The 19674-nt window shown below is 64.1% G+C and carries 18 protein-coding genes and 1 tRNA gene; 13 read left to right on the top strand and 6 right to left on the bottom strand.

Annotation, left to right across the window (positions count from 1 at the left end):
• Nucleotides 1-168 precede the first annotated feature (168 nt).
• The 8 genes from AC1RKI_RS01150 to AC1RKI_RS01185 all read left to right on the top strand — a co-directional run bounded on the left by AC1RKI_RS01150 (nucleotide 169) and on the right by AC1RKI_RS01185 (nucleotide 8362).
• Nucleotides 169-858 (top strand): response regulator, encoded by a 690-nt coding sequence (locus tag AC1RKI_RS01150; protein WP_061954862.1) that lies wholly within the window; start codon nucleotides 169-171, stop codon nucleotides 856-858.
• A 12-nt stretch (nucleotides 859-870) separates the two neighbouring features.
• Nucleotides 871-2445: a sensor histidine kinase gene (locus AC1RKI_RS01155; RefSeq protein WP_150980067.1), complete on the top strand. Its 1575-nt coding sequence runs from the start codon at nucleotides 871-873 to the stop codon at nucleotides 2443-2445.
• Nucleotides 2442-2774, top strand: coding sequence for a DUF4212 domain-containing protein (locus tag AC1RKI_RS01160; RefSeq protein ID WP_061954858.1), 333 nt, complete (start codon nucleotides 2442-2444; stop codon nucleotides 2772-2774). The genes AC1RKI_RS01155 and AC1RKI_RS01160 overlap by 4 nt, the downstream gene beginning before the upstream one ends.
• Before the next feature lie 317 nt (nucleotides 2775-3091).
• A complete protein-coding gene (locus AC1RKI_RS01165) occupies nucleotides 3092-4789 on the top strand; it encodes an MFS transporter (RefSeq protein WP_061954856.1) in 1698 nt (565 codons plus the stop codon).
• Nucleotides 4790-4984: 195 nt separating this feature from the next.
• Nucleotides 4985-5061 (top strand) — tRNA-Met (locus AC1RKI_RS01170).
• 242 nt (nucleotides 5062-5303) lie between these two features.
• A complete protein-coding gene (locus tag AC1RKI_RS01175) occupies nucleotides 5304-5924 on the top strand; it encodes a response regulator transcription factor (RefSeq protein ID WP_150980069.1) in 621 nt (206 codons plus the stop codon).
• A 112-nt stretch (nucleotides 5925-6036) separates the two neighbouring features.
• The gene (gene panP / locus AC1RKI_RS01180; RefSeq protein ID WP_492919034.1) at nucleotides 6037-7704 is read left to right on the top strand and encodes a pyridoxal-dependent aspartate 1-decarboxylase PanP; all 1668 of its coding nucleotides are present in this window, start codon (nucleotides 6037-6039) and stop codon (nucleotides 7702-7704) included.
• A 211-nt stretch (nucleotides 7705-7915) separates the two neighbouring features.
• Entirely contained in the window at nucleotides 7916-8362 is a 447-nt protein-coding gene (locus AC1RKI_RS01185; protein WP_150980070.1) for a universal stress protein, read from the top strand.
• Nucleotides 8363-8447: 85 nt separating this feature from the next.
• On the opposite strand, the gene AC1RKI_RS01190 is transcribed toward AC1RKI_RS01185, so the two are convergent.
• Together AC1RKI_RS01190 and AC1RKI_RS01195 are read right to left on the bottom strand one after the other, a co-directional pair.
• A complete protein-coding gene (locus AC1RKI_RS01190) occupies nucleotides 8448-9494 on the bottom strand; it encodes a serine/threonine protein kinase (protein WP_061954844.1) in 1047 nt (348 codons plus the stop codon).
• 24 nt (nucleotides 9495-9518) lie between these two features.
• On the bottom strand, nucleotides 9519-11180 hold the full coding sequence (locus tag AC1RKI_RS01195) for a DEAD/DEAH box helicase (protein WP_492794152.1): 1662 nt from the start codon (nucleotides 11178-11180) through the stop codon (nucleotides 9519-9521).
• A 239-nt stretch (nucleotides 11181-11419) separates the two neighbouring features.
• Between AC1RKI_RS01195 and AC1RKI_RS01200 the strand changes: the two genes are divergently transcribed.
• From AC1RKI_RS01200 to ybeY, 5 genes are all read left to right on the top strand, one after another.
• Nucleotides 11420-13108, top strand: coding sequence for a ClcB-like voltage-gated chloride channel protein (locus AC1RKI_RS01200; RefSeq protein WP_492794150.1), 1689 nt, complete (start codon nucleotides 11420-11422; stop codon nucleotides 13106-13108).
• 234 nt (nucleotides 13109-13342) lie between these two features.
• Nucleotides 13343-13738: a hypothetical protein gene (locus AC1RKI_RS01205; RefSeq protein WP_061954838.1), complete on the top strand. Its 396-nt coding sequence runs from the start codon at nucleotides 13343-13345 to the stop codon at nucleotides 13736-13738.
• Nucleotides 13739-13804: 66 nt separating this feature from the next.
• Nucleotides 13805-15157 carry a tRNA (N6-isopentenyl adenosine(37)-C2)-methylthiotransferase MiaB gene (gene miaB, locus AC1RKI_RS01210; RefSeq protein ID WP_492794149.1) on the top strand — a complete coding sequence of 451 codons (1353 nt, stop codon included), beginning with the start codon at nucleotides 13805-13807 and terminating at the stop codon, nucleotides 15155-15157.
• A gap of 6 nt (nucleotides 15158-15163) precedes the next feature.
• On the top strand, nucleotides 15164-16159 hold the full coding sequence (locus tag AC1RKI_RS01215; RefSeq protein ID WP_061954834.1) for a PhoH family protein: 996 nt from the start codon (nucleotides 15164-15166) through the stop codon (nucleotides 16157-16159).
• Between the two features lie 2 nt (nucleotides 16160-16161).
• Entirely contained in the window at nucleotides 16162-16905 is a 744-nt protein-coding gene (gene ybeY, locus AC1RKI_RS01220) for an rRNA maturation RNase YbeY (protein ID WP_150980075.1), read from the top strand.
• 113 nt (nucleotides 16906-17018) lie between these two features.
• Here ybeY and AC1RKI_RS01225 read toward each other — a convergent pair whose 3' ends face one another.
• The 4 genes from AC1RKI_RS01225 to AC1RKI_RS01240 all read right to left on the bottom strand — a co-directional run bounded on the left by AC1RKI_RS01225 (nucleotide 17019) and on the right by AC1RKI_RS01240 (nucleotide 19517).
• Nucleotides 17019-17420 carry a hypothetical protein gene (locus AC1RKI_RS01225; RefSeq protein WP_227458149.1) on the bottom strand — a complete coding sequence of 134 codons (402 nt, stop codon included), beginning with the start codon at nucleotides 17418-17420 and terminating at the stop codon, nucleotides 17019-17021.
• A gap of 197 nt (nucleotides 17421-17617) precedes the next feature.
• Nucleotides 17618-18016 (bottom strand): hypothetical protein, encoded by a 399-nt coding sequence (locus tag AC1RKI_RS01230; protein WP_492794146.1) that lies wholly within the window; start codon nucleotides 18014-18016, stop codon nucleotides 17618-17620.
• Nucleotides 18017-18060: 44 nt separating this feature from the next.
• A complete protein-coding gene (locus AC1RKI_RS01235) occupies nucleotides 18061-18924 on the bottom strand; it encodes a DUF6402 family protein (protein WP_492794144.1) in 864 nt (287 codons plus the stop codon).
• Nucleotides 18921-19517 carry a PAAR domain-containing protein gene (locus tag AC1RKI_RS01240; protein ID WP_492880736.1) on the bottom strand — a complete coding sequence of 199 codons (597 nt, stop codon included), beginning with the start codon at nucleotides 19515-19517 and terminating at the stop codon, nucleotides 18921-18923. The genes AC1RKI_RS01235 and AC1RKI_RS01240 overlap by 4 nt, the downstream gene beginning before the upstream one ends.
• Between the last annotated feature and the right edge of the window lie 157 nt (nucleotides 19518-19674).

Raw genomic sequence — 19674 nt, forward strand, 5'->3', positions numbered from 1 at the left:
TTTCCGGGAAATTTGGCAGATTCTGGCGCCTGGCCCGGCACTGCGCGCCCTCTTTTGGGAAAGCACGCGCGGAATGTCGGGTACTGTATAAAAAAACAGTATGCTTGGCAAGCCCCACCGGTACCGCAACCGGCGGCCGGCAATGCCGGCCTAGGGTGGAGACAAATCATGCGCATTCTGATCGCCGAAGATGACGATGTGCTGGCCGACGGCCTCACACGTTCACTGCGCCATTCCGGCTATGCCGTGGACCACGTCGCCAGCGGCGTCGAAGCCGATTCGGCATTGTCCACCCAAACCTTCGACCTGTTGATCCTGGACCTGGGCCTGCCGCGCATGCCCGGCCTGGAAGTGCTCAAGCGCCTGCGCGCGCGCGGCGCCAGCCTGCCGGTGCTGATCCTGACCGCCGCCGACGGCGTGGACGAACGGGTCAAGGGCCTGGACCTGGGCGCCGACGACTACATGGCCAAGCCGTTCGCGCTGTCCGAACTGGAGGCGCGCGTGCGTGCGCTGGTGCGGCGCGGCGCGGGCGGCGGCGCCACGCTGATGCGCCACGGGCCGCTGGCGTTCGACCAGGTGGGACGCATCGCCTATCTCAACGAGCAGATGCTCGATCTGTCGGCGCGGGAAATCGGCCTGCTGGAAATCCTGCTGACGCGCAGCGGCCGGCTGGTGTCGAAGGAACAGCTGGTCGACCATCTGTGCGAATGGGGCGAGGAGGTCAGCAACAACGCGATCGAGGTCTATGTGCACCGGCTGCGCAAGAAGATCGAGGTGGGCGGCATCCGCATCGCCACCGTGCGCGGACTTGGCTACTGTCTCGAGAAAATCCAGCCCGCCCTGGCCGCGCAGGGCTGATCCGGAACCCCTATGAGCCTGCTGCGATTGCCATGGCGACGCCATTCCGCCGCAGGCGCCCCGCGCCCGCCCGATCCGGTGCGACCCACGCTGGTGGACGCCGCTGCCGAGGACGCGGCGCTGGCCGACGCCCTGCCCCATCTCGAGGAAACTGCGGCCAACGCCGCGCCGCGTTCGCTGTTTGGCGAAATCCTCGACTGGATGCTGGCGCCGCTGCTGCTGCTATGGCCGATGAGCATCGCCGTGACCTATCTGGTCGCCAAGTCGATCGCCAATGGTCCCTTCGATCGTTCGCTGGAGGCCAGCGCGATCGTGCTGTCGCAGCAGGTACGCGAGGTGAACGGCCGCGTCACGCTGCAGCTGCCGTTGTCCGCGCGCGAAATCCTGCGCGCCGATGAAACCGACAATATCTATTACCAGGTGGTAGGCAAGCACGGCGAGTATGTGGCCGGCGACCATGACCTGGCGCTGCCGCCCGAGGACGAGCAAGGGCACGCGGGTCTGGTGTCGCTGCGCGACGATCGCGTGGCGGGCAACGATGTGCGGGTGGCCTATACCTATGTCAACCTGAAGAGCGTCGACGGCACGCAGCCGGTGCTGGTCCAGGTGGCCGAAACGCTGGACAAGCGCGCGCGGCTGGCCAACGAGATCATCAAGGGCGTGATCCTGCCGCAGTTCGTGATCCTGCCACTTGCGGTGGTGCTGGTATGGTTCGGTCTCACGCGCGGACTGGCTCCGCTTACCGCGATCCAGCAGCGCATCCGCGCGCGCAATCCCGGCGACACGAGCCCCATCGACGAACGCGCCGCGCCGCAGGAAATCACGCCGCTGGTGGCCTCGTTCAACAGCCTGCTTGCCCAGCTCGATCAATCGGTGCAGACGCAAAAGCGCTTCATCGCCGATGCCGCGCACCAGATGAAGACGCCGCTGGCCGGTTTGCGAATGCAGGCGGAACTGGCGCAGCGCGAGCAATCGCCGGAGGAGTTGCGCCGCTCGCTGGCGCAGATTGCGGGCAGCTCCGAACGCACTGCGCATCTGGTGACGCAGCTACTGTCGTTGGCACGCATGGAAAACCTTGCCGGCGCGGACGGCATGACGCCGCTCGACCTGACCGCACTGGCGCGCGACGTGGTCAAGGACTGGCTACCGCGAGCCTGGGCGCGCCAGATCGACCTGGGGCTGGAAGCCGACGATCATCCGGTGCGCGTCATGGGCAGCCGGCTGATGCTGACCGAAATGCTCAACAACCTCGTCGACAACGCCATTCGCTACACGCCGGCCGGCGGCCACGCCACGGTGCGCGTGACGCGCGACGCGTTCGAGCCATTCGCCTATCTCGACGTGGAAGACACGGGGCCCGGCATTGCCCCGGGGGAGCGCGAACGCGTGATGGAACGCTTCTACCGCGTGCTGGGCACCAACACCGAAGGCAGCGGCCTGGGTCTGGCCATCGTGCGCGAGATCGTGCAGCAGCATGGCGGCGAAGTCAGCATCGAGGACCACGTCTACCAGGCGTCGCCGCGGCTGGCCGGCGCGCGTTTGCGCGTGACGCTGCGGCTGGCCGAAAGCGAGGCGGGCGCGTCATGAAAAAATCGCCGCCCGACCGCATGACGCCCGTGGAGCGGCGCGCATGGCATCACAACCTGCGCTGGATCGGGGCACTGCTGGTCGCGTGGTTCGCGGCGACCTTCGTCGTGAGCTGGTTCGCGCGTGAACTCGATTTCGATTTCCTTGGCTGGCCGTTTTCATTCTGGATGGCGGCGCAGGGATCGTTGATCCTTTATGTACTGATGGCCGCGCTCTATGCCTGGCACATGAACCGCGCCGACGACGACCTCCACGCCGAGGAACTCGCGCAGGCCGGGAGCGCCGCAGCGGCGTCCGATTCTGACGATCGCGGTATGCCGTCTCTGTAAGGGTTTGCCATCATCGCGCTACGCCATGCTGCATAGCGAGATCCGTGCAGCGCGCGTGTGAGCGCGCAAGTGGCTGCGACAGCATCGCGCCGCAACAAAATTCCGTGCTCTATTGCGCTTTCGCCGCCTAGCGTATACCCCGACGATTTCCGCTTAATTTGCGGCTCATCTGTCAGAACTCAGTAAGTTTCGCCTCCCACAATCGTTGCAACCCTGCCAGATGGGTCGGTACGTGCACACGTATGACCTGCGGACGGGGACCTTTTCGACGGAAGACGCACAGACGCAACGATCCGGAAAACGGAGGAGACAACAACATGGCAAACGCGCATAACGTTGGAGCCGTGCCTGGCGGCACCGCTCACAATGCGCCGATGACGAAGGAAGAGAAAAAGGTCATTCTGGCCTCTTCCCTCGGCACGGTATTCGAGTGGTACGACTTTTACCTGTACGGTTCGCTGGCGGCAGTCATTGCCAAGCAGTTCTTTGCCGGCCTGGACCCGACCTCTGCATTCATCTTCGCGCTGCTGGCCTTCGCCGCGGGCTTTATCGTGCGTCCGTTCGGCGCACTGGTGTTCGGTCGCCTCGGCGACATGATCGGTCGCAAGTACACCTTCCTGGTGACGATCCTGATCATGGGCTTTTCGACCTTCATCGTCGGCCTGCTGCCCGGCTATGCCACCATCGGCTGGGCCGCGCCGATCATCCTGATCCTGCTGCGCATGCTGCAGGGCCTGGCGCTCGGCGGCGAATACGGCGGCGCGGCAACGTATGTGGCCGAGCACGCCCCGCACGGCAAGCGCGGCGCCTACACCGCGTGGATCCAGACCACCGCCACGCTGGGCCTGTTCCTCTCGCTGATCGTGATCCTGCTGTGCCGCGAGGCCACCGGCACGAACTTCGAAGTATGGGGCTGGCGCATTCCGTTCCTGGTGTCGATCCTGCTGCTGGCCATGTCGGTGTACATCCGCCTGTCCATGAGCGAATCGCCGGCCTTCCAGAAGATGAAGGCCGAAGGCAAGACCTCCAAGGCACCGCTGACCGAGGCCTTCGGCCAATGGCGCAACCTGAAGATCGTGATCCTGGCGCTGGTCGGGCTGACCGCGGGCCAGGCGGTGGTCTGGTACACGGGTCAGTTCTACTCGCTGTTCTTCCTCACGCAGGTGCTCAAGGTGGACGCCAAGACGGCCAACCTGCTGATCGCCGGCGCACTGGTGATCGGCACGCCGTTCTTCATCTTCTTCGGTTCGCTGTCGGACAAGATCGGCCGCAAGTGGATCATCATGCTGGGCTGCGCGCTGGCCGTGCTGACCTACTTCCCGCTGTTCAAGGCGCTCACCCACTACGCCAACCCGGCACTGGAACGCGCCCAGCAATCGGCGCAGATCGTCGTCACAGCCGATCCGAAGACCTGCTCGTTCCAGGGCAGCCCGATCGCCCGGGAAATCGACTTCCGCAGCTCCTGCGATATCGTCAAGCGCACGCTGGCGCAGGCTTCGGCCAGCTATGAAGTCGTGGAGGCGCCGGCCGGCTCGGTGGCGTCGGTAAAGATCGGCGACAAGGAAATCAAGGCCTTCGACGCCGGCGTCGCCAACGGCTCGTTCGACGACGCCAGCAAGAAGCAGATCGCCGAGTTCAAGAAAGCCGTCAGCAGCGAAATGACTTCGCACGGCTATCCGACCAAGGCCGACCCGGCGCAGATGAACACGATCATGGTGCTGGTGATCCTGGTCATCCTGGTGATCTACGTGACGATGGTCTACGGCCCGATCGCGGCCATGCTGGTGGAGATGTTCCCGACGCGCATCCGCTACTCGTCGATGTCCCTGCCGTACCACATCGGCAACGGCTGGTTCGGCGGCCTGCTGCCGACGATCTCGTTCGCACTGGTGGCCCAGAACGGCAACATTTACTACGGCCTCTGGTATCCGATCATCATCGCGGCCGCCACCTTCATCCTGGGTGCGCTGTTCATCCGCGAGACCAAGGATGTCGACATCTACGCCAACGACTAACAGGCTGACGTCTAGGCGGATATTTCACCGGAGGGACCGGTAGCCCTCGCTCAGGATGGCTGGCCAATCCGGCCGGCCGCCTTCCAGGCAGACCCGCGGGTCTGCCATTTTTTTGGGCAACTGCCGAAGCTTGCGGAAAGTTGTCACGAAGGTGTTGACAGGCCGCAAGACGCAGGTATAATTGCGGTCTTCGTTGGCGAATTAGCTCAGTCGGTTAGAGCGACGGAATCATAATCCGCAGGTCCGGGGTTCGAGTCCCTGATTCGCCACCATCTATTTGAAAAGCCGCAGTCCTTCACGGGATTGCGGCTTTTTGCTTTGGGTCGGCCGGTTGCTATCTGGTGTCATCCTCGCCACGAGCGCACGCTCGCAGCGTATTCAGACACAAATCTTCAACAGGCGAAATTTCGGCGAAACACTCGGACCTTTCGCGGGGCATTTTCAGACCGTTTTGCAGCCTGCGCACCATCGAGGCTCCTATGCTGCGGCTAGTTCGTTCTTACGGAGAATCGAAATGCCCACTGCACTCGTCATCGATCCGCATCCCGCCATTTGCCGCGCCGTCAGCAGCGTGCTTGCCGACCACCTTGGCTTCGACGAAGTCCGCGTCGCCGAGAATGGCACGCGCGCGTTGCGGTCCATGCGCGAGCGGACTGCCGAGCTGGTCATGGTCGACCTGCAACTGCCGGACGTGCCCGGCGACGCAGTGCTCGAAGAGCTGGTCTCCACCTGCCCGGCCTCGCGCATTCTCGTGCTGTCCGCGATGCCACACGTTGCGGAGCGCGCACTGCTGGGCGGCGCGCACGGCTTTGTGGACAAGGGCGCGGGGCTTGCCGGCCTGGCGGAGGCCGTGCGCGCCATCATGAGCGGTTATACGGTGTTTCCGCTGTCCACTTTGCCTCGACTGCGCCGGTCGGTCATGAATCCCGCCGATCCGACTCAGATCCTGAGCCGTCGGGAACTGACCGTGATGCGATTTCTGGCCGCCGGCCATTCCAACAAGGCCATCTCCGATGTGCTCGGCATCAGCAACAAGACCGTCAGCTCGCACAAGACCAGCATCATGGCCAAGCTCGGCTGCGAATCGTTGATCGACATGGCGGAGTTTGCGCGACGCCATCAGCTGGCGTGGTGACGGCCCGCCGCCAGCGGACGACGCCATCGCCGCGAGCCGCAACGACGGCGGGCTCGCCTTATCCGGCATAATCCAGCGAATCGCCGCCACCGGCGGCGGCACACTGGACTGGATGAAGCAAATGAAGGCGCGCAGCACGCAGACGTCGAACATCGATCGCGAGACAACGCCGCAGGAGACGCAATGCGACACGGATTGTCCGCTGCACTGGTTCGATGCGGATCGGGGCGCGTTCGACGATCTCGAGCGGCGCATCGCCGATCATCCCGCAGACTTTTTCGCCAGCGCCGATTACGACCCGGTGGGCGCGTGCGCCACGCGCGAAGCCGCGTTCGCGTCGGTGGATCTGCCCGAGAATCCGACCTCGCCGCAGGTGCACGCCGATCATCTGCTGCACGACATCTTCCGCCATGTGATGCCGGTGGCGTCGCCCAGGTTCGTCGGTCATATGACTTCGTCGCTGCCGTCGTTCATGCCGGCACTGGCCAAGATTGCCGCGGCCCTGAATCAGAACGTGGTCAAGCTGGAAACGTCCGGCGCGCTGACCGGGCTGGAGCGCCAGGTCATCGGCATGCTGCACAAGCTGGTCTTCGGGCAGGACGGCGATTTCTACGCGCGATGGCTGCATAGCGCGGAACACTCGCTTGGCGCCTTCTGCTCGGGCGGCACCACGGCCAATCTTGCCGCGCTGTGGGCCAGCCGCAATCACACGCTGCGCGCCCGCGACGGCTTCGCCGGCATCAACGAGGCGGGCCTGGCGGCGGCGCTGCGCCATTACGGCTACGACGGCCTCGCCGTGGTGGTTTCCGAGCGCGGCCACTATTCGCTGCGCAAGGCCGCCGACGTGCTTGGGATTGGCCGCGACAACCTGATCCCGGTCGGCGTCGACGCGGACGGCCGCATGCGTATCGACCTGCTGCGCGCGGCGCTGGACGACCTGCGCCGTCGCAACATCCGCCCGATGGCCATCGTCGGCATCGCCGGCACGACTGAAACCGGCGCGGTCGACCCGCTCGACCAGATCGCCGATGTCGCCCGCGAGGAAGGCTGCCATTTCCATGTCGACGCGGCCTGGGGCGGCGCCTCGTTGCTTTCCGAGCGCGAGCGCGGCCGCTTCGCCGGCATCGAGCGCGCCGATTCCGTCGTGATCGACGCCCATAAGCAGTTCTACGTGCCGATGGGCGCCGGCATGGTGCTGTTCCGCGATCCTGCCTGGACGCACGAGATCATCCAGCACGCCAACTACATCGTGCGCAAGGGATCGGTCGATCTCGGACGGCACACGCTGGAAGGCTCGCGCGGCGCCGCGGCGCTCATGCTGTATGCGAATCTGCATCTGCTGGGCCGCAAGGGGCTAGCCCGGCTGATCGACACCGGCATCGACAACGCCAAGTTCTTTGCCGCGCTGATCGCACAGCAGCCCGATTTCGAACTCGACAGTGCGCCGCAGCTTTGCATCCTGACCTATCGATACGTGCCGGCAGCGGTGCGCGCCGCGTTGCCGCTCGCATCGGCGGCGAAGCGTGAGGCACTGTTGCAGGCGCTGGACGCGCTGACCATCAGCATCCAGGAAATGCAGCGCGAAGCAGGACACTCGTTCGTGTCGCGCACCCAACTGACGTCCGCACAGTGGGATGGACGGGCGATCGCGGTGTTTCGCGTCGTGCTGGCCAATCCCGACACGACGCACGAGATCCTGCGCCATATCCTCGAAGAACAGCGCGAACTGGCGCCGCGCAGCCCGCATTTCGCGCCGTTGATGGGGCTGCTTGACGCCTGACATGACCGGGCGCATCGACCCCGCCCCGTGCGCGTGCAAGCGCGGGCAACGGCCAAAGCCGCAACACAAGGCACGAAAGATGACAATCGTGAAATCCTTAAAATCTTCGGCCGAAATTTGATCTAGGTTACGGTGTAGGCACTCTCTTGCGTGCCATGATGGGCAGCATGGCGTCAAAGATGCCGCCCGCTTTCAACCAGGAGATCGAACCATGCCCCATATCATTCTTGCGACCGACGGTTCTGAATTCAGCGATGCCGCGGCGCGCTTCCTTGCCGATGGCAAGCTGCTGCAACCTGGTTTCATGGTGCATGTGGTGCACGTCTCGCCCGATGTCACCGGCCAGGTGCGCGCCTTCGTCAACAAGGAGACTATCGATGCCTGGCACGCCGAGGGCAGCGAGAAAGCGATGGCGTCGGTCTGCACGATCCTGGAAGCGGCCCGTATTCCGTTCGAACGCCACGCCATGCATGGGTTTGCGTCGGAACGGATTCTCAATCACGCGAAGTCGATCGGAGCGAGCGCCATAGTGATGGGCACGCACGGACGCGGTACGTTTCTCGATGCGGTGATCGGATCGGTGGCCGGACGTGTGCTGGCGCAAGCCAGCTGTCCGGTGATCCTAGTGAAGGCACCAAAGGCGGACAAACCCGCCTGAATCAGCAGAGCCACGCGACGCGGGCACAGCGCGGCCCGATTTCATCCGATGCCGCGCGGCTGTCCCCTCGCTGGCGTGCGCTCGGTCAGGCTGACCAGAGCGGCGGCTCGTCCATCAGCGCGATCTGTTCGCGCAGTTCCAGAATGCGATCCTGCCAGTAACGCGCGGTGCCGAACCACGGGAATGCCGCGGGGAACGCGGGATCGCGCCAGCGGCTGGCCAGCCACGCGCTGTAGTGAAGCAGCCGCAGCGTGCGCAGGGCTTCCACAAGCCACAGCTCGCGCGTATCGAAATCGGCAAAGTCCTCGTATCCGGCGACGATGTCCGCCAATTGATCCTGCATCGCGGCGCGATCGCCTTCCAGCAGCATCCACAAGTCCTGCACCGCCGGGCCCATGCGGCTGTCGTCGAAGTCCACGAAATGCGGACCGGGCGCGCCACGGCCGCGCGCGTCGGCCTCGTCGATCCACAGCACATTGCCGCGATGGCAGTCGCCATGCAGACGCAGCGTACGCACCGCGCCCGCGCGGTCATAGCAACGGCGCACGGCATCCAGCGCGAGATCCACGGCGGCACGCCATGGAGCCAGCAGATCGGCGGGAATGCAGTCGTGCGCGATCAGGTAGTCGCGCGACGCCACGCCAAAGGTCTCGGCATCGAGCGTAGGGCGTGATTGATATGACGCCGATGCGCCGACAGCGTGAATGCGGCCGATAAAGCGGCCCAGCCAGGTGCGCGTGTCGGCCTGGTCGAGCGCCGGCTCGCGGCCGCCGCAGCGCGGGAACACGGCAAAGCGGAATCCGGCGTGCTTCAGCAGCGTGCCGGGTGTCTGCCCTTGCGTCGCGGCCGACAGCGCCGGCACGGCAGTGATTTCGGCGTCGGCCAGTTGCTGCACGAACGCGTGTTCTTCAAGAATTGCCGCGTCACTCCACCGGCCGGGCCGGTAGAACTTGGCAATTACCGGCGACGCATCCTCGATGCCCACCTGCCATACGCGGTTCTCGTAGCTGTTGAGCGCCAGCAGCCTACCATCCGGATAGAACCCCGCCGACTCAAGCGCATCGAGAATGCACTCGGGCGTCAGTCCCGCATAGGGGACGTCGTTCGACGCGGGTTCATCCGTGGGGGTCATGGCGATGGGCGCTCCGTGGCGTGGTTACTGCGCCGGCTTGCGATTGCCGCCAAGCAGCGCTGCCTGCGGCGCCGGACGACGATTGCGCGCCGGCGCGGCCGCGGCGGGTTCCTGCACCGGACGCGGCTGCTGGGCCGGACGCGGCTGCTGCGGGCGCGGACTCGCGGCCTTGGCGTAACCGTCATCGCGCCGACCGTCACGTCCGTCACGACCATCACGTCCGTCACGTCCGTCACGTCCCTTGCGGCCGTCGCCCTGGGCGCCGGTCTGTGCCCCGGTCTGGCCCTGGCCATTGCGCGGCGCGTTGCCTGCGCCGTTGCTTTTGCCATTGCCTGCGCCGTTGCGGCCTTCACCGCGGGCCGGCGGCGCGGCGTTCTGGCGCTGGCCCTGCGGCGCGCGCGGCTGACGGCGTTCGCCGCCATTGGCCGGCGCATTGCCGCCACCGCCATTGCCGCGCGGCTGGGCGCCACGGCTCTGGCCGCCGCCCGCATTGCGCTGCTGACGTCCCTTCTGGATCGGCTCGGGGGCAATACTCGGGTCGACTTCGAACCCGGGCAGCACCACCTGTTCGATCTGGCGCTTGATCAGACGCTCGATATCGCGCAGCAGGCCATGCTCGTCAACGCATACCAGCGAGATCGCCTCGCCTTCGGCGCCCGCGCGACCCGTGCGGCCGATCCGGTGCACGTAGTCCTCGGGCACGTTGGGCAGGTCGAAGTTGACCACGTGCGGCAGCTGGTCGATGTCGATGCCGCGTGCCGCGATATCGGTCGCCACCAGCAGGCGCAGCGTGCCGGCCTTAAATTCGGCCAGCGCGCGCGTGCGCGCCGACTGGCTCTTGTTGCCGTGGATCGCCAGCGCCGACAGGCCGTCCTTGGTAAGCTGCTCCGCCAGGCGATTGGCGCCGTGCTTGGTGCGCGTGAACACCAGCACCTGGTGCCAGTCGTGCTGGCGCACCAGATGGGCCAACAGTTCACGCTTGCGGTCGCGATCGACCGGAAACACGCGCTGCGCGACGGTTTCGGCCGTGGTGTTGCGGCGCGCCACCTCGATCGACGCCGGATTGTTCAGCAGCCGGTCGGCCAGCGCGCGGATCTCGTCCGAGAACGTGGCCGAGAACAGCAGGTTCTGACGCTTGGCAGGCAGCACGTTCAGAATCTTGCGGATATCGTGGATGAAGCCCATGTCGAGCATGCGGTCGGCTTCATCGAGGATCAGCAGTTCGACATGTGCGAGGTCGATCGTGCGCTGGGCCACGTGATCGAGCAGACGGCCGGGCGTGGCCACCACGATATCGACGCCGCGCTTGAGGGCATCGATCTGGGGATTGATGCCCACGCCGCCAAACATCGCCATCGAGCGCAACTTCACGTACTTGCCATAGTTGCGCACGCTTTCCTCGACCTGCGCCGCCAGCTCGCGCGTGGGCGTCAGGACCAGGGCACGCACGGTCGGGCGGGCGCCGCGCGCCGCCGGATCGCGCCCCGCGGTGTCGGACAGCAGTTGCAGCATCGGCAGCGTAAAGCCTGCCGTCTTGCCGGTGCCGGTCTGGGCGCCGGCGAGAAGATCGCCACCTTTAAGAATTGCGGGAATGGCTTGCGCCTGAATCGGGGTCGGCGTGGTGTAGCCCTGTTCGGCCACGGCACGCACCAGCTTGTCGGACAAGCCGAGTTCGGAAAAAGACATGAAAGGACGCTTCGGCCGCCCGTCGCGCAAGAGAAGTGCGCCAATCGTGGGGCGGCTCGGGTAGAAAACCGTACCTGAGGGTCAGGGCCGGCGGGACGGGTCGATTGCCCCCGCCTCCGGGCTGGAAAGGCCCGTAGTGTACCAGCCTGGCGACAGACCGTACCGACGCCGGCAACGAGGTGGCGCTGCGCTATCATGGCGCCCTTCCCCGCGCCACCGCCATTCCCGGTTCCACTGCCATGCGGCTCCGCTTTCTCGAAGACCAGGAAGTCACGCTCTTTGCGGCCATCCCCGTCGGCATTCTGGCCGGCATCGTCACCACGCTGTTCAAGGACGCGCTCGAAGCCAGCGGCCTGGTGATGTTCCACAAGGACGCCGATATCGTGCTGATCTTCGCCGGGCTGGCGTTGGCCTGGCGCGTGGTGATTCCCGCCTTGGGCGGCGCGCTGGCCGGCGCGTTGCTGGTGGCGGCGCAGTGCTATGCGCGCACCGAATCGCTGCCGAGCGAATACATGGAAGCCGTGGCGCGCGGCACGGGCCGGCTGCCGGTAAAAATCACGCTGTTGCGCGCGCTGGCGTCGTTCTGCTCGATCGTTTCGGGCAGTTCGGTGGGCAAGGAAGGCGCGATGATCCAGCTGGCGGCGCTGACTGGTTCGGTCTTTCCGTCGTCACGCGCCGATCAGGCCGTGGGCGACAGCAATATGCGGCGGATGCTGACCGCATGCGGCGCGGCAGCGGGGCTGGCCACGGCGTATCACACGCCACTTTCGGCGGCCGTGTTTGTCGCCGAAGTCGTGTTCGGCGCACTGGCGGTGCAGCGTCTGATGCCGCTGTTCCTGGCCTCCGTCGCCGGCACCATGGTCAGCCAGTGGCGCGGCGGACTGGAGCCGCTCTACTCCGGCCTCCATATCGCGCCCGATCTGCTGCAACAGCCGCATCTGATGCTGGCGGCCGCCGGCATTGGCGTGATCGCGGGCGTGTCGGGCGCACTGTTCATGCGCGCCAACACGATCGCGCGCAACGCTTTCGGCCACGTGCCGGGCGGACCGATCGTGCGCCTCGCGCTGGGCGGCCTGTTGGTGGGCTCGCTGGCGGTCGTGGTGCCTGAGGTGGTGGGCAACGGCTACTACACGATCCAGACGATCCTGCATAACGAGCCGCTCTCGGTGGCCGTGTGGGGCGTGCTGCTGGCCAAGCTGCTGGCCACCGTGATCAGCATGGGGTCCGGGGCGGTGGGCGGCGTGTTCACGCCGTCGATGTTCGTAGGGGCCGCGCTTGGCCAGATGCTGGCGCTGATGATTCCCGACGGCACCGCCACACCCGTGCTGCCACTGGTCGGCATGACGGCGTTTCTTGCGGCCACCAGCCAGGCGCCGCTGATGTCGATCCTGATGGTGTTCGAAATGACACTGGCGCCGACACTGCTGCTGCCGCTGATGATCGGCGCGGTGGCCGCGTTCTACACGGCGTCGCGCTGCCAGACGCTGTCGCTGTACAGCGTGGTGGTGGAGCGCGCCCAGGCCTCGGCCGCAGCGGAACGGGCGCGCGGACTTCGGCTGGCTGGCCTGTGCGATCCGACCGACACGGTTATCGATCCCTCCGCCACGCTCGCCCAGACCGCCGACAAGTTTGCCGAGACCGGCACGCGCTACTTGTATGTAGTCGACGCTGGCGGCGCGCTGCTGGGCGCGGTGTCGATCCACGCGGTGCAGCGCGCGCAACGCGACGGCGCCGATCCGGCGCTGCTGACGCTATGCGACGCCAGTTTTCCGTCGCTCACGCCCGATTCGCGGCTGCGCGACGCACTGGCGATCTTCTCGGAACACGGCATCAACCGGATTCCGCTGATCCGCGATGCCGCCAACCGCGAACTGCTCGGCACCGTGTCCAAGCAGCGCGTGCTGCAGGAAGCGTCCTGCCTGTTCTGAGCGGCCGTTTTGGCTGCGCCCCGGCGGCTTGTCGACCGGAACGACCAAGCGATCGGAGCGATCCGCACCATGTAAGGATTGCGCCACAACGGGCGCGCCCGCGCTCCCCTGCACCCGGGACATCAGGGTAGAATCGCGGGTTAGCCTGCCTGCGCGAAGCGGCTGCAAGCATGACGACACCCGGCGCCGGCGGTATCCAATAAAACGCTCGCATCTTTCTTGTCGGGAGTCCCCATGTCCAGGCTGTTTTCGCGTCTGCCGCGCGCCGCGTGCGTGGCCACGCTGCTGCTCGCCGCCGCCGCATCCGCGCCGTCTTTCGCACAGTCAACGCAGGACGCTACGGCGATTCCCGGCGCGCCGGTGCGTGTGATTCCGGCCGACGCCGCGATGGCGCGCATGGAACTGGCCCGGCCCTCGGCCACCGATCCGCTGCAGGCCAAGCTCGACGGCAAGGTGGTGGGCGTAGCGCCCGGCCTGCGCATCTTCAGCACGGAAACGCTGCTGGTGAATCCCGCGGCCATCGCCAACAAGAAGCTGCCGGTGCGCTACAAGCTCGACCTGTACGGCCAGTTGCTCACGGCCTGGGTCATGACCGATGCAGAAGTGAAGGCCTGGAAGGCCGCCCACTGACGCCAATTTTTTGAATCGACCTGTTGTGCCCCTGATGCCCCCAGGTAAACCACTGAGACCGGCACCATGAAGAAGGTATTTGTCAAAACGTACGGCTGCCAGATGAACGAGTACGACTCGGACAAGATGGTGGACGTGCTGAACGCCACGCAGGGCATGGAGCCCACCGACAACGTCGAAGACGCCGACGTGATCCTGTTCAACACCTGCTCGATCCGCGAAAAGGCCCAGGAGAAGGTATTTTCCGAACTCGGCCGCATGAAGGCGCTGAAGGCCGTCAAACCCGATCTGGTGATCGGCGTGGGCGGCTGCGTGGCCAGCCAGGAAGGCGCGTCGATCGTGTCGCGCGCCCCGTATGTCGATGTCGTGTTCGGCCCGCAGACGCTGCACCGCCTGCCCGACCTGATCCACCGCCGTCAGCAGACCGGCGTGTCGCAGGTCGACATCTCGTTCCCCGAAATCGAGAAATTCGATCACCTGCCGCCGGCGCGCGTGGACGGCCCGAGCGCCTTCGTGTCGATCATGGAAGGTTGCTCGAAGTACTGCAGCTATTGCGTGGTGCCGTACACGCGCGGCGAGGAAGTGTCGCGCCCGTTCGAGGACGTGCTGGCCGAAGTGGCCGGTCTGGCCGAACAGGGCGTGCGCGAAGTGACGCTGCTGGGCCAGAACGTCAACGCCTATCGCGGCGCGATGGGCGGCACCAGCGAGATTGCCGACTTCGCATTGCTGATCGAATACGTTGCCGAAATTCCGGGCATCGAACGGATTCGCTACACAACCAGCCATCCGAAGGAATTCACCACGCGCCTGATCGAGCTGTACGAACGCTGCGACAAACTGGTGAACCATCTGCACCTGCCCGTGCAGCATGCGTCCGACCGCGTGCTGATGGCGATGAAGCGCGGTTACAGCGTGCTCGAATATAAGAGCATCATCCGCAAGCTGCGCGCGATCCGGCCGGACATGTCGATGTCGTCCGATTTCATCATCGGTTTCCCCGGCGAGACCGATGCGGATTTCGACAAGCTGATGGCAATGGTCAACGAGATCGGCTACGACACGTCGTTCTCGTTCATCTTCAGTCCGCGCCCCGGCACGCCGGCCGCCAACCTGCACGACGATACGCCGCACGAGGTGAAGCTGCGCCGCCTGCAGACGCTGCAGGCCACGATCGAAGAAAACGTGGTGCGCATCAGCAAGGGCATGCTCGGCACGGTGCAGTGCATTCTGGTGGAAGGACCATCGCGCAAGGACCCGAGCGAACTGCACGGCCGCACCGAGAACAACCGGGTGGTCAACTTCGCGCTGCCCGGCGTGCCACAAGCGCAGCGGGACCGCATGATCGGCCAGATGGTCGACGTGAACATCACGCAGGCTTTCCCGCATTCGCTGCGCGGTGAACTCGTCGTGCGTCAGTAAGGCCATATGAAGATTCCAACCGCAGAATTCGTCGCACCCAGGGACGACAACACACGCCTGCAGAACCTGTGCGGGCCGCTCGATGAAAACCTGCGCCAAATCGAGCAGGCGCTCGACGTGACGATCCAGCGGCGCGGCCATCGCATGACCGTGCGCGGCGATCGCGCACAGGACGCCGCGCTGGCGCTGGAACGTTTCTACAACAACGCGCGCGTGGCGCTGTCGATCGACGATGTGCAGCTCGGACTGGTGGAAGCGCGCCAGATCGCCGCGCACGGGGCCTATCTGCCCGACAACGACGACGATGCCGCGCCGGGCGTGGAAGACGAATCGCCGGTGCTGCACACCCGCCGCGCCGGCCTGCAGGGCCGCACGGCGATGCAGCGCGATTATCTGCGCAACATCCTGTCGCACGACCTGACGCTGGGCATCGGTCCCGCCGGCACCGGCAAGACCTACCTGGCGGTGGCCTGCGCGGTGGACGCCCTGGAGCGCGACACTGTCAAGCGCATCGTGCTGACGCGTCCCGCCGTCGAGGCCGGAGAACGCCTCGGCTTCCTGCCTGGCGACCTTGCCCAGAAGGTCGATCCGTACCTGCGCCCGCTGTACGATGCCCTGTACGATTTGCTCGGATTCGATCGCACGCAGAAGATGTTCGAGCGCCAGATGATCGAGATCGCGCCGCTTGCGTACATGCGCGGCCGCACGCTCAACCACGCGTTCATCATCCTCGACGAAGCCCAGAACACCACGCCGGAACAGATGAAGATGTTCCTGACCCGGATCGGCTTCGGTTCGAAGGCCGTGATCACCGGCGACACCACGCAGATCGACTTGCCGCGCGGCCAGAAAAGCGGTCTGGTGGAGGCGCAGCACGTGTTGCGCGACGTGCGTGGCGTGTCGTTCACGCGCTTTTCCAGCATCGACGTAGTGCGCCATCCGCTGGTGGCCCGCATCGTCGAGGCCTATGACGAATTCCACGCCCAGCACAAGGACGCCTGATCTTGACCAAGAAGCACCCGAAGACCACCCCGCAGACCGCCAGCCTGGTCCTCTTCGACGGCAACGGCCGCGCACGCAAGGCCTCGGCGCACGCGCTGCGCATCCAGCTTGCCGATGGCCGCAGCCTGACGCTGGACCTGTCGCAAGCCGGCGACGGCGTGGTGGCCCTGCTGGCCGAACATACCGACACGCATCAGCAGGCCGGCTTGCTGGTGCGCCCTGACAATGCCGATGCGCTCTCGGTGGCCGTGACCGCCACGCCGATCGTGACCACCACCGGCACGCCGGCCACGCCGCCGGAATTCGAACTCGATGTCCAGATTGGCGACGGCATGGCAAAGCGCGAGGGACTGCCTTCACGCAAGCAGATCCAGAAGTGGGTCAAGTCGGCGCTATACGCTGACGCGGCGCTGACCGTGCGCTTTGTCGACGAAGAGGAAGGCCGAACGCTCAATCGCACGTACCGCGGCAAGGATTACGCGACCAATGTGCTGACCTTCGCCTACGCGGAAAACGCCGACGATCCGGTCAGCGGCGATATCGTGCTGTGCTGCCCGGTGGTGGAAGCCGAGGCGCGCGAGCAGAAGAAGGCGCTGGAAGCACACTATGCGCACCTGATCGTCCATGGCGTGCTGCACGCGCAGGGGTACGAGCACGACGACGACGCCGAGGCCGAGGAAATGGAGGCGATCGAGACGGAGACGATGCAGGCGCTGGGGTATCCGGATCCGTATCAGGTGAAGTAAAGGTCGCGATAGCCCCGGGGCTATTCGGGCACTGCGCTGGCCGTTTTTGTATGCGCTGCGACGTGGGGACGTCGCAGGGCTCGGGACTGCTTGAGGCCACCTGAGGTAGACGCTTAATAGCAATTTCTGTACGTCTCGCCATCACCACCATCAGATGGAAGGTCTATCACCTCCCCGTCGTCGCCAAGAAAGATAACAGTCTTGCCGTACCAGAATGGCCCGGCCTGACCATCCAGCGATCCGGTGTGGGTATGCAAGTGCTTGTGGTGCTTGTCATAGAGTCGCTGCACGCCATCTTCACCCAGCGTTCTTGGCAATGCATATGAGAGCCAATCCTGGCGGCTCAATATGTAGTAGTCGCCATTAGGACTATTACATTGGCCGTCATAGGGCGCCCCCCACCACCAAACGGCGCCGACGAGTGAGAGCAGCATCAGTCCAATGATGCGATAGGGACGTTCCGACGGCCAGCGCCCACAAGTTGATGTTCTGGTACTGCTGAATAAAATAGCCATGATTTGGGCTATATCAGCGGTCGCCGAGTGGGGTGCCAGGTTTCCAGATGAGGTACAAACCGAGCATGAGCATCGCTGCGGTGACTGCTATCTTCTTTTTTCCAAGTGCTCCGAATATTTTCATCGCAGCAATGAGATTGCAGCGATCACAAAATAAATCAGCCGATCCGAGCCGCAATAGAAATTCATACCACGTCCTAGTAGCAGTCGCCGTAGTAGCCGATGGGAATTTCGCCGACCGTAGTCGGTAGTTGAACAACGTCGTAGTCATTGCCGGCATAGAGGGTAACCTCCGTATCGAGCCAGAGAGGGCTCGGCCCATGAACAAGGTCGCCAAATATCTCGTGCATCAGTTTTCCCTTTCTGTCATACAGGCGGGAGTAGCCGACAAAGCTGTCGCTGCCTTGTCCTGGCATCCCAATGCCAACAAGCAGCGCGATGAGGTTCAGGTTCTGATATCGCTGCACGTAGTAATCATGATTCGGGCTGTAGCAGCGGCCGCCAAACGGCTCACCTTGCTTCCACCACCAATAAGTGCCATAGGCAACCGCACAAAACAAAATACCAGCCGCTAACCATTTTTGTTTTACGCCCATCGTTTGCAATCCTTCCCTAACTGCGACGCTATTCGCGCGGTGTGCTAGAGCGCAACGTATTTCACATTAGCCGGCAACCACATGACGTCCGAAAAAACATAGAAATCGCCACCCTCATTTCTGGCATGCTGCCACCGACGAAAATCGGTATTTTTCACTGGAACAAAGCCTGGAAATTCCCCGGCTCTCAATTCATTGGAGTACGACTTGTATTTCGCTATCTCAAGCTTGGTGAGACACCGTTTTCGACTCCAGATACCCAGCCCGAATAATTCATCCTCATATCTTCGCGCATTGAAGTCGTAGGTATCGCGAACGTAGACGCCCATGCGCTCTATTTCGAATATATTTTTATTCGAAAATATCCCACGGGATGTTTTCCCCACAAGCGCAAGCTTCAACGTGGCATTGAATATCGACCCAAAGAGATCGTCTAGCGTATCGAAATACGAACCGAAAGTCCTGTAATTCACCTGGCAGGTCCTATCGAGCTCCCATGCATTTTCCAGGCCATACCCTAGCTTGATCTGCTTGCCCGGAGACCATCCAGCTTTTTTCAAATGCTTAACAAGTTGGTCTCGTCCATTTTTTGTGTTCCAACCCTGGCAAAGATCCTCAAATACAGGGACGACACGCGGAAACTCAAGAAGCCACTTCATCTTTACTATCTGGCTATCAACTTGACTTGCTGGTAGTAATCGAGGATCCCCTGCGTCTTCGCCCCTCAGGTGAGCAGGCATCGCCCAAGCCGGCTTCGTCGAAAACCATCGACGCATCAGGGCCGCGGACACCCGCCATCCCATCCTGTCCATCGCAACGGGAATCTCGTCGAGATACATCACGTCCGCCTCGACCACCTTTCCTTTCCGATGGCTCACCGGACTCAATATCGAAGTCGCTACGCTCATGGCCGAATTCCCATCTCCGTTTGCACCAGATAGATCAGCGACACCACCTCCGGCGCGCTGCCGCAAGCCGCGGCAGTCGTGCCGTCGGCCAGGGTGACACCTTCGAGATCTCCGGACGCGGTGCGAACGCACCATGCAAAGCCCGCCGCAGGCAGCCCGGTCTCGCGGCTGTGAATGACGAAATGCTCGTCAAAGGCGGTTGATTGGGACGCACGTTCCCGATCGAAACCGGACGAAAAGCCACCCTGCGCTGCTCCGACATCGGGATTAACCGTCCAACGCCGCCCGTACACAGGGATGATCCGGGGATGGCGCGCGCATTTGCACAGCACGAGGTCGCCGCCCAGCGCCTGGCGCGCTCCTCCTGCGGTGAAGTCAATCATCCGGTTTCTCTGCGGCGACCCGGGCGCCATGGCGATTGGGCCCGCGCTCCGACAGGCGTCGCACCATGCCTGATCCCCAAGCAGCGCCAACCTGCGCGGGCGGCCGTCCTCACCTTCGATGGTGCTGTGCGAGGCGCCGGGCAAGACCCGGCTTCCGGCACCGCTATCCAGCGGATCGTCTTCGACTGCTGCGTAGTAGATTCCCACCATCGCCTCCGTGGTCGATACGGAAACCAGCAGTCAACTCAACTGACGATGCAGCGCCAATCACATTTTCATTAAATATGTAACCGATACCCCGCAAATGGGCCCTGAAACCCGCCCACCGCCCACCCCGGCCAGTTGAGCCTTTTCGTGTATCCTTCAA

It is taken from the genome of Cupriavidus sp. GW822-FHT06G04, assembly GCF_058799075.1.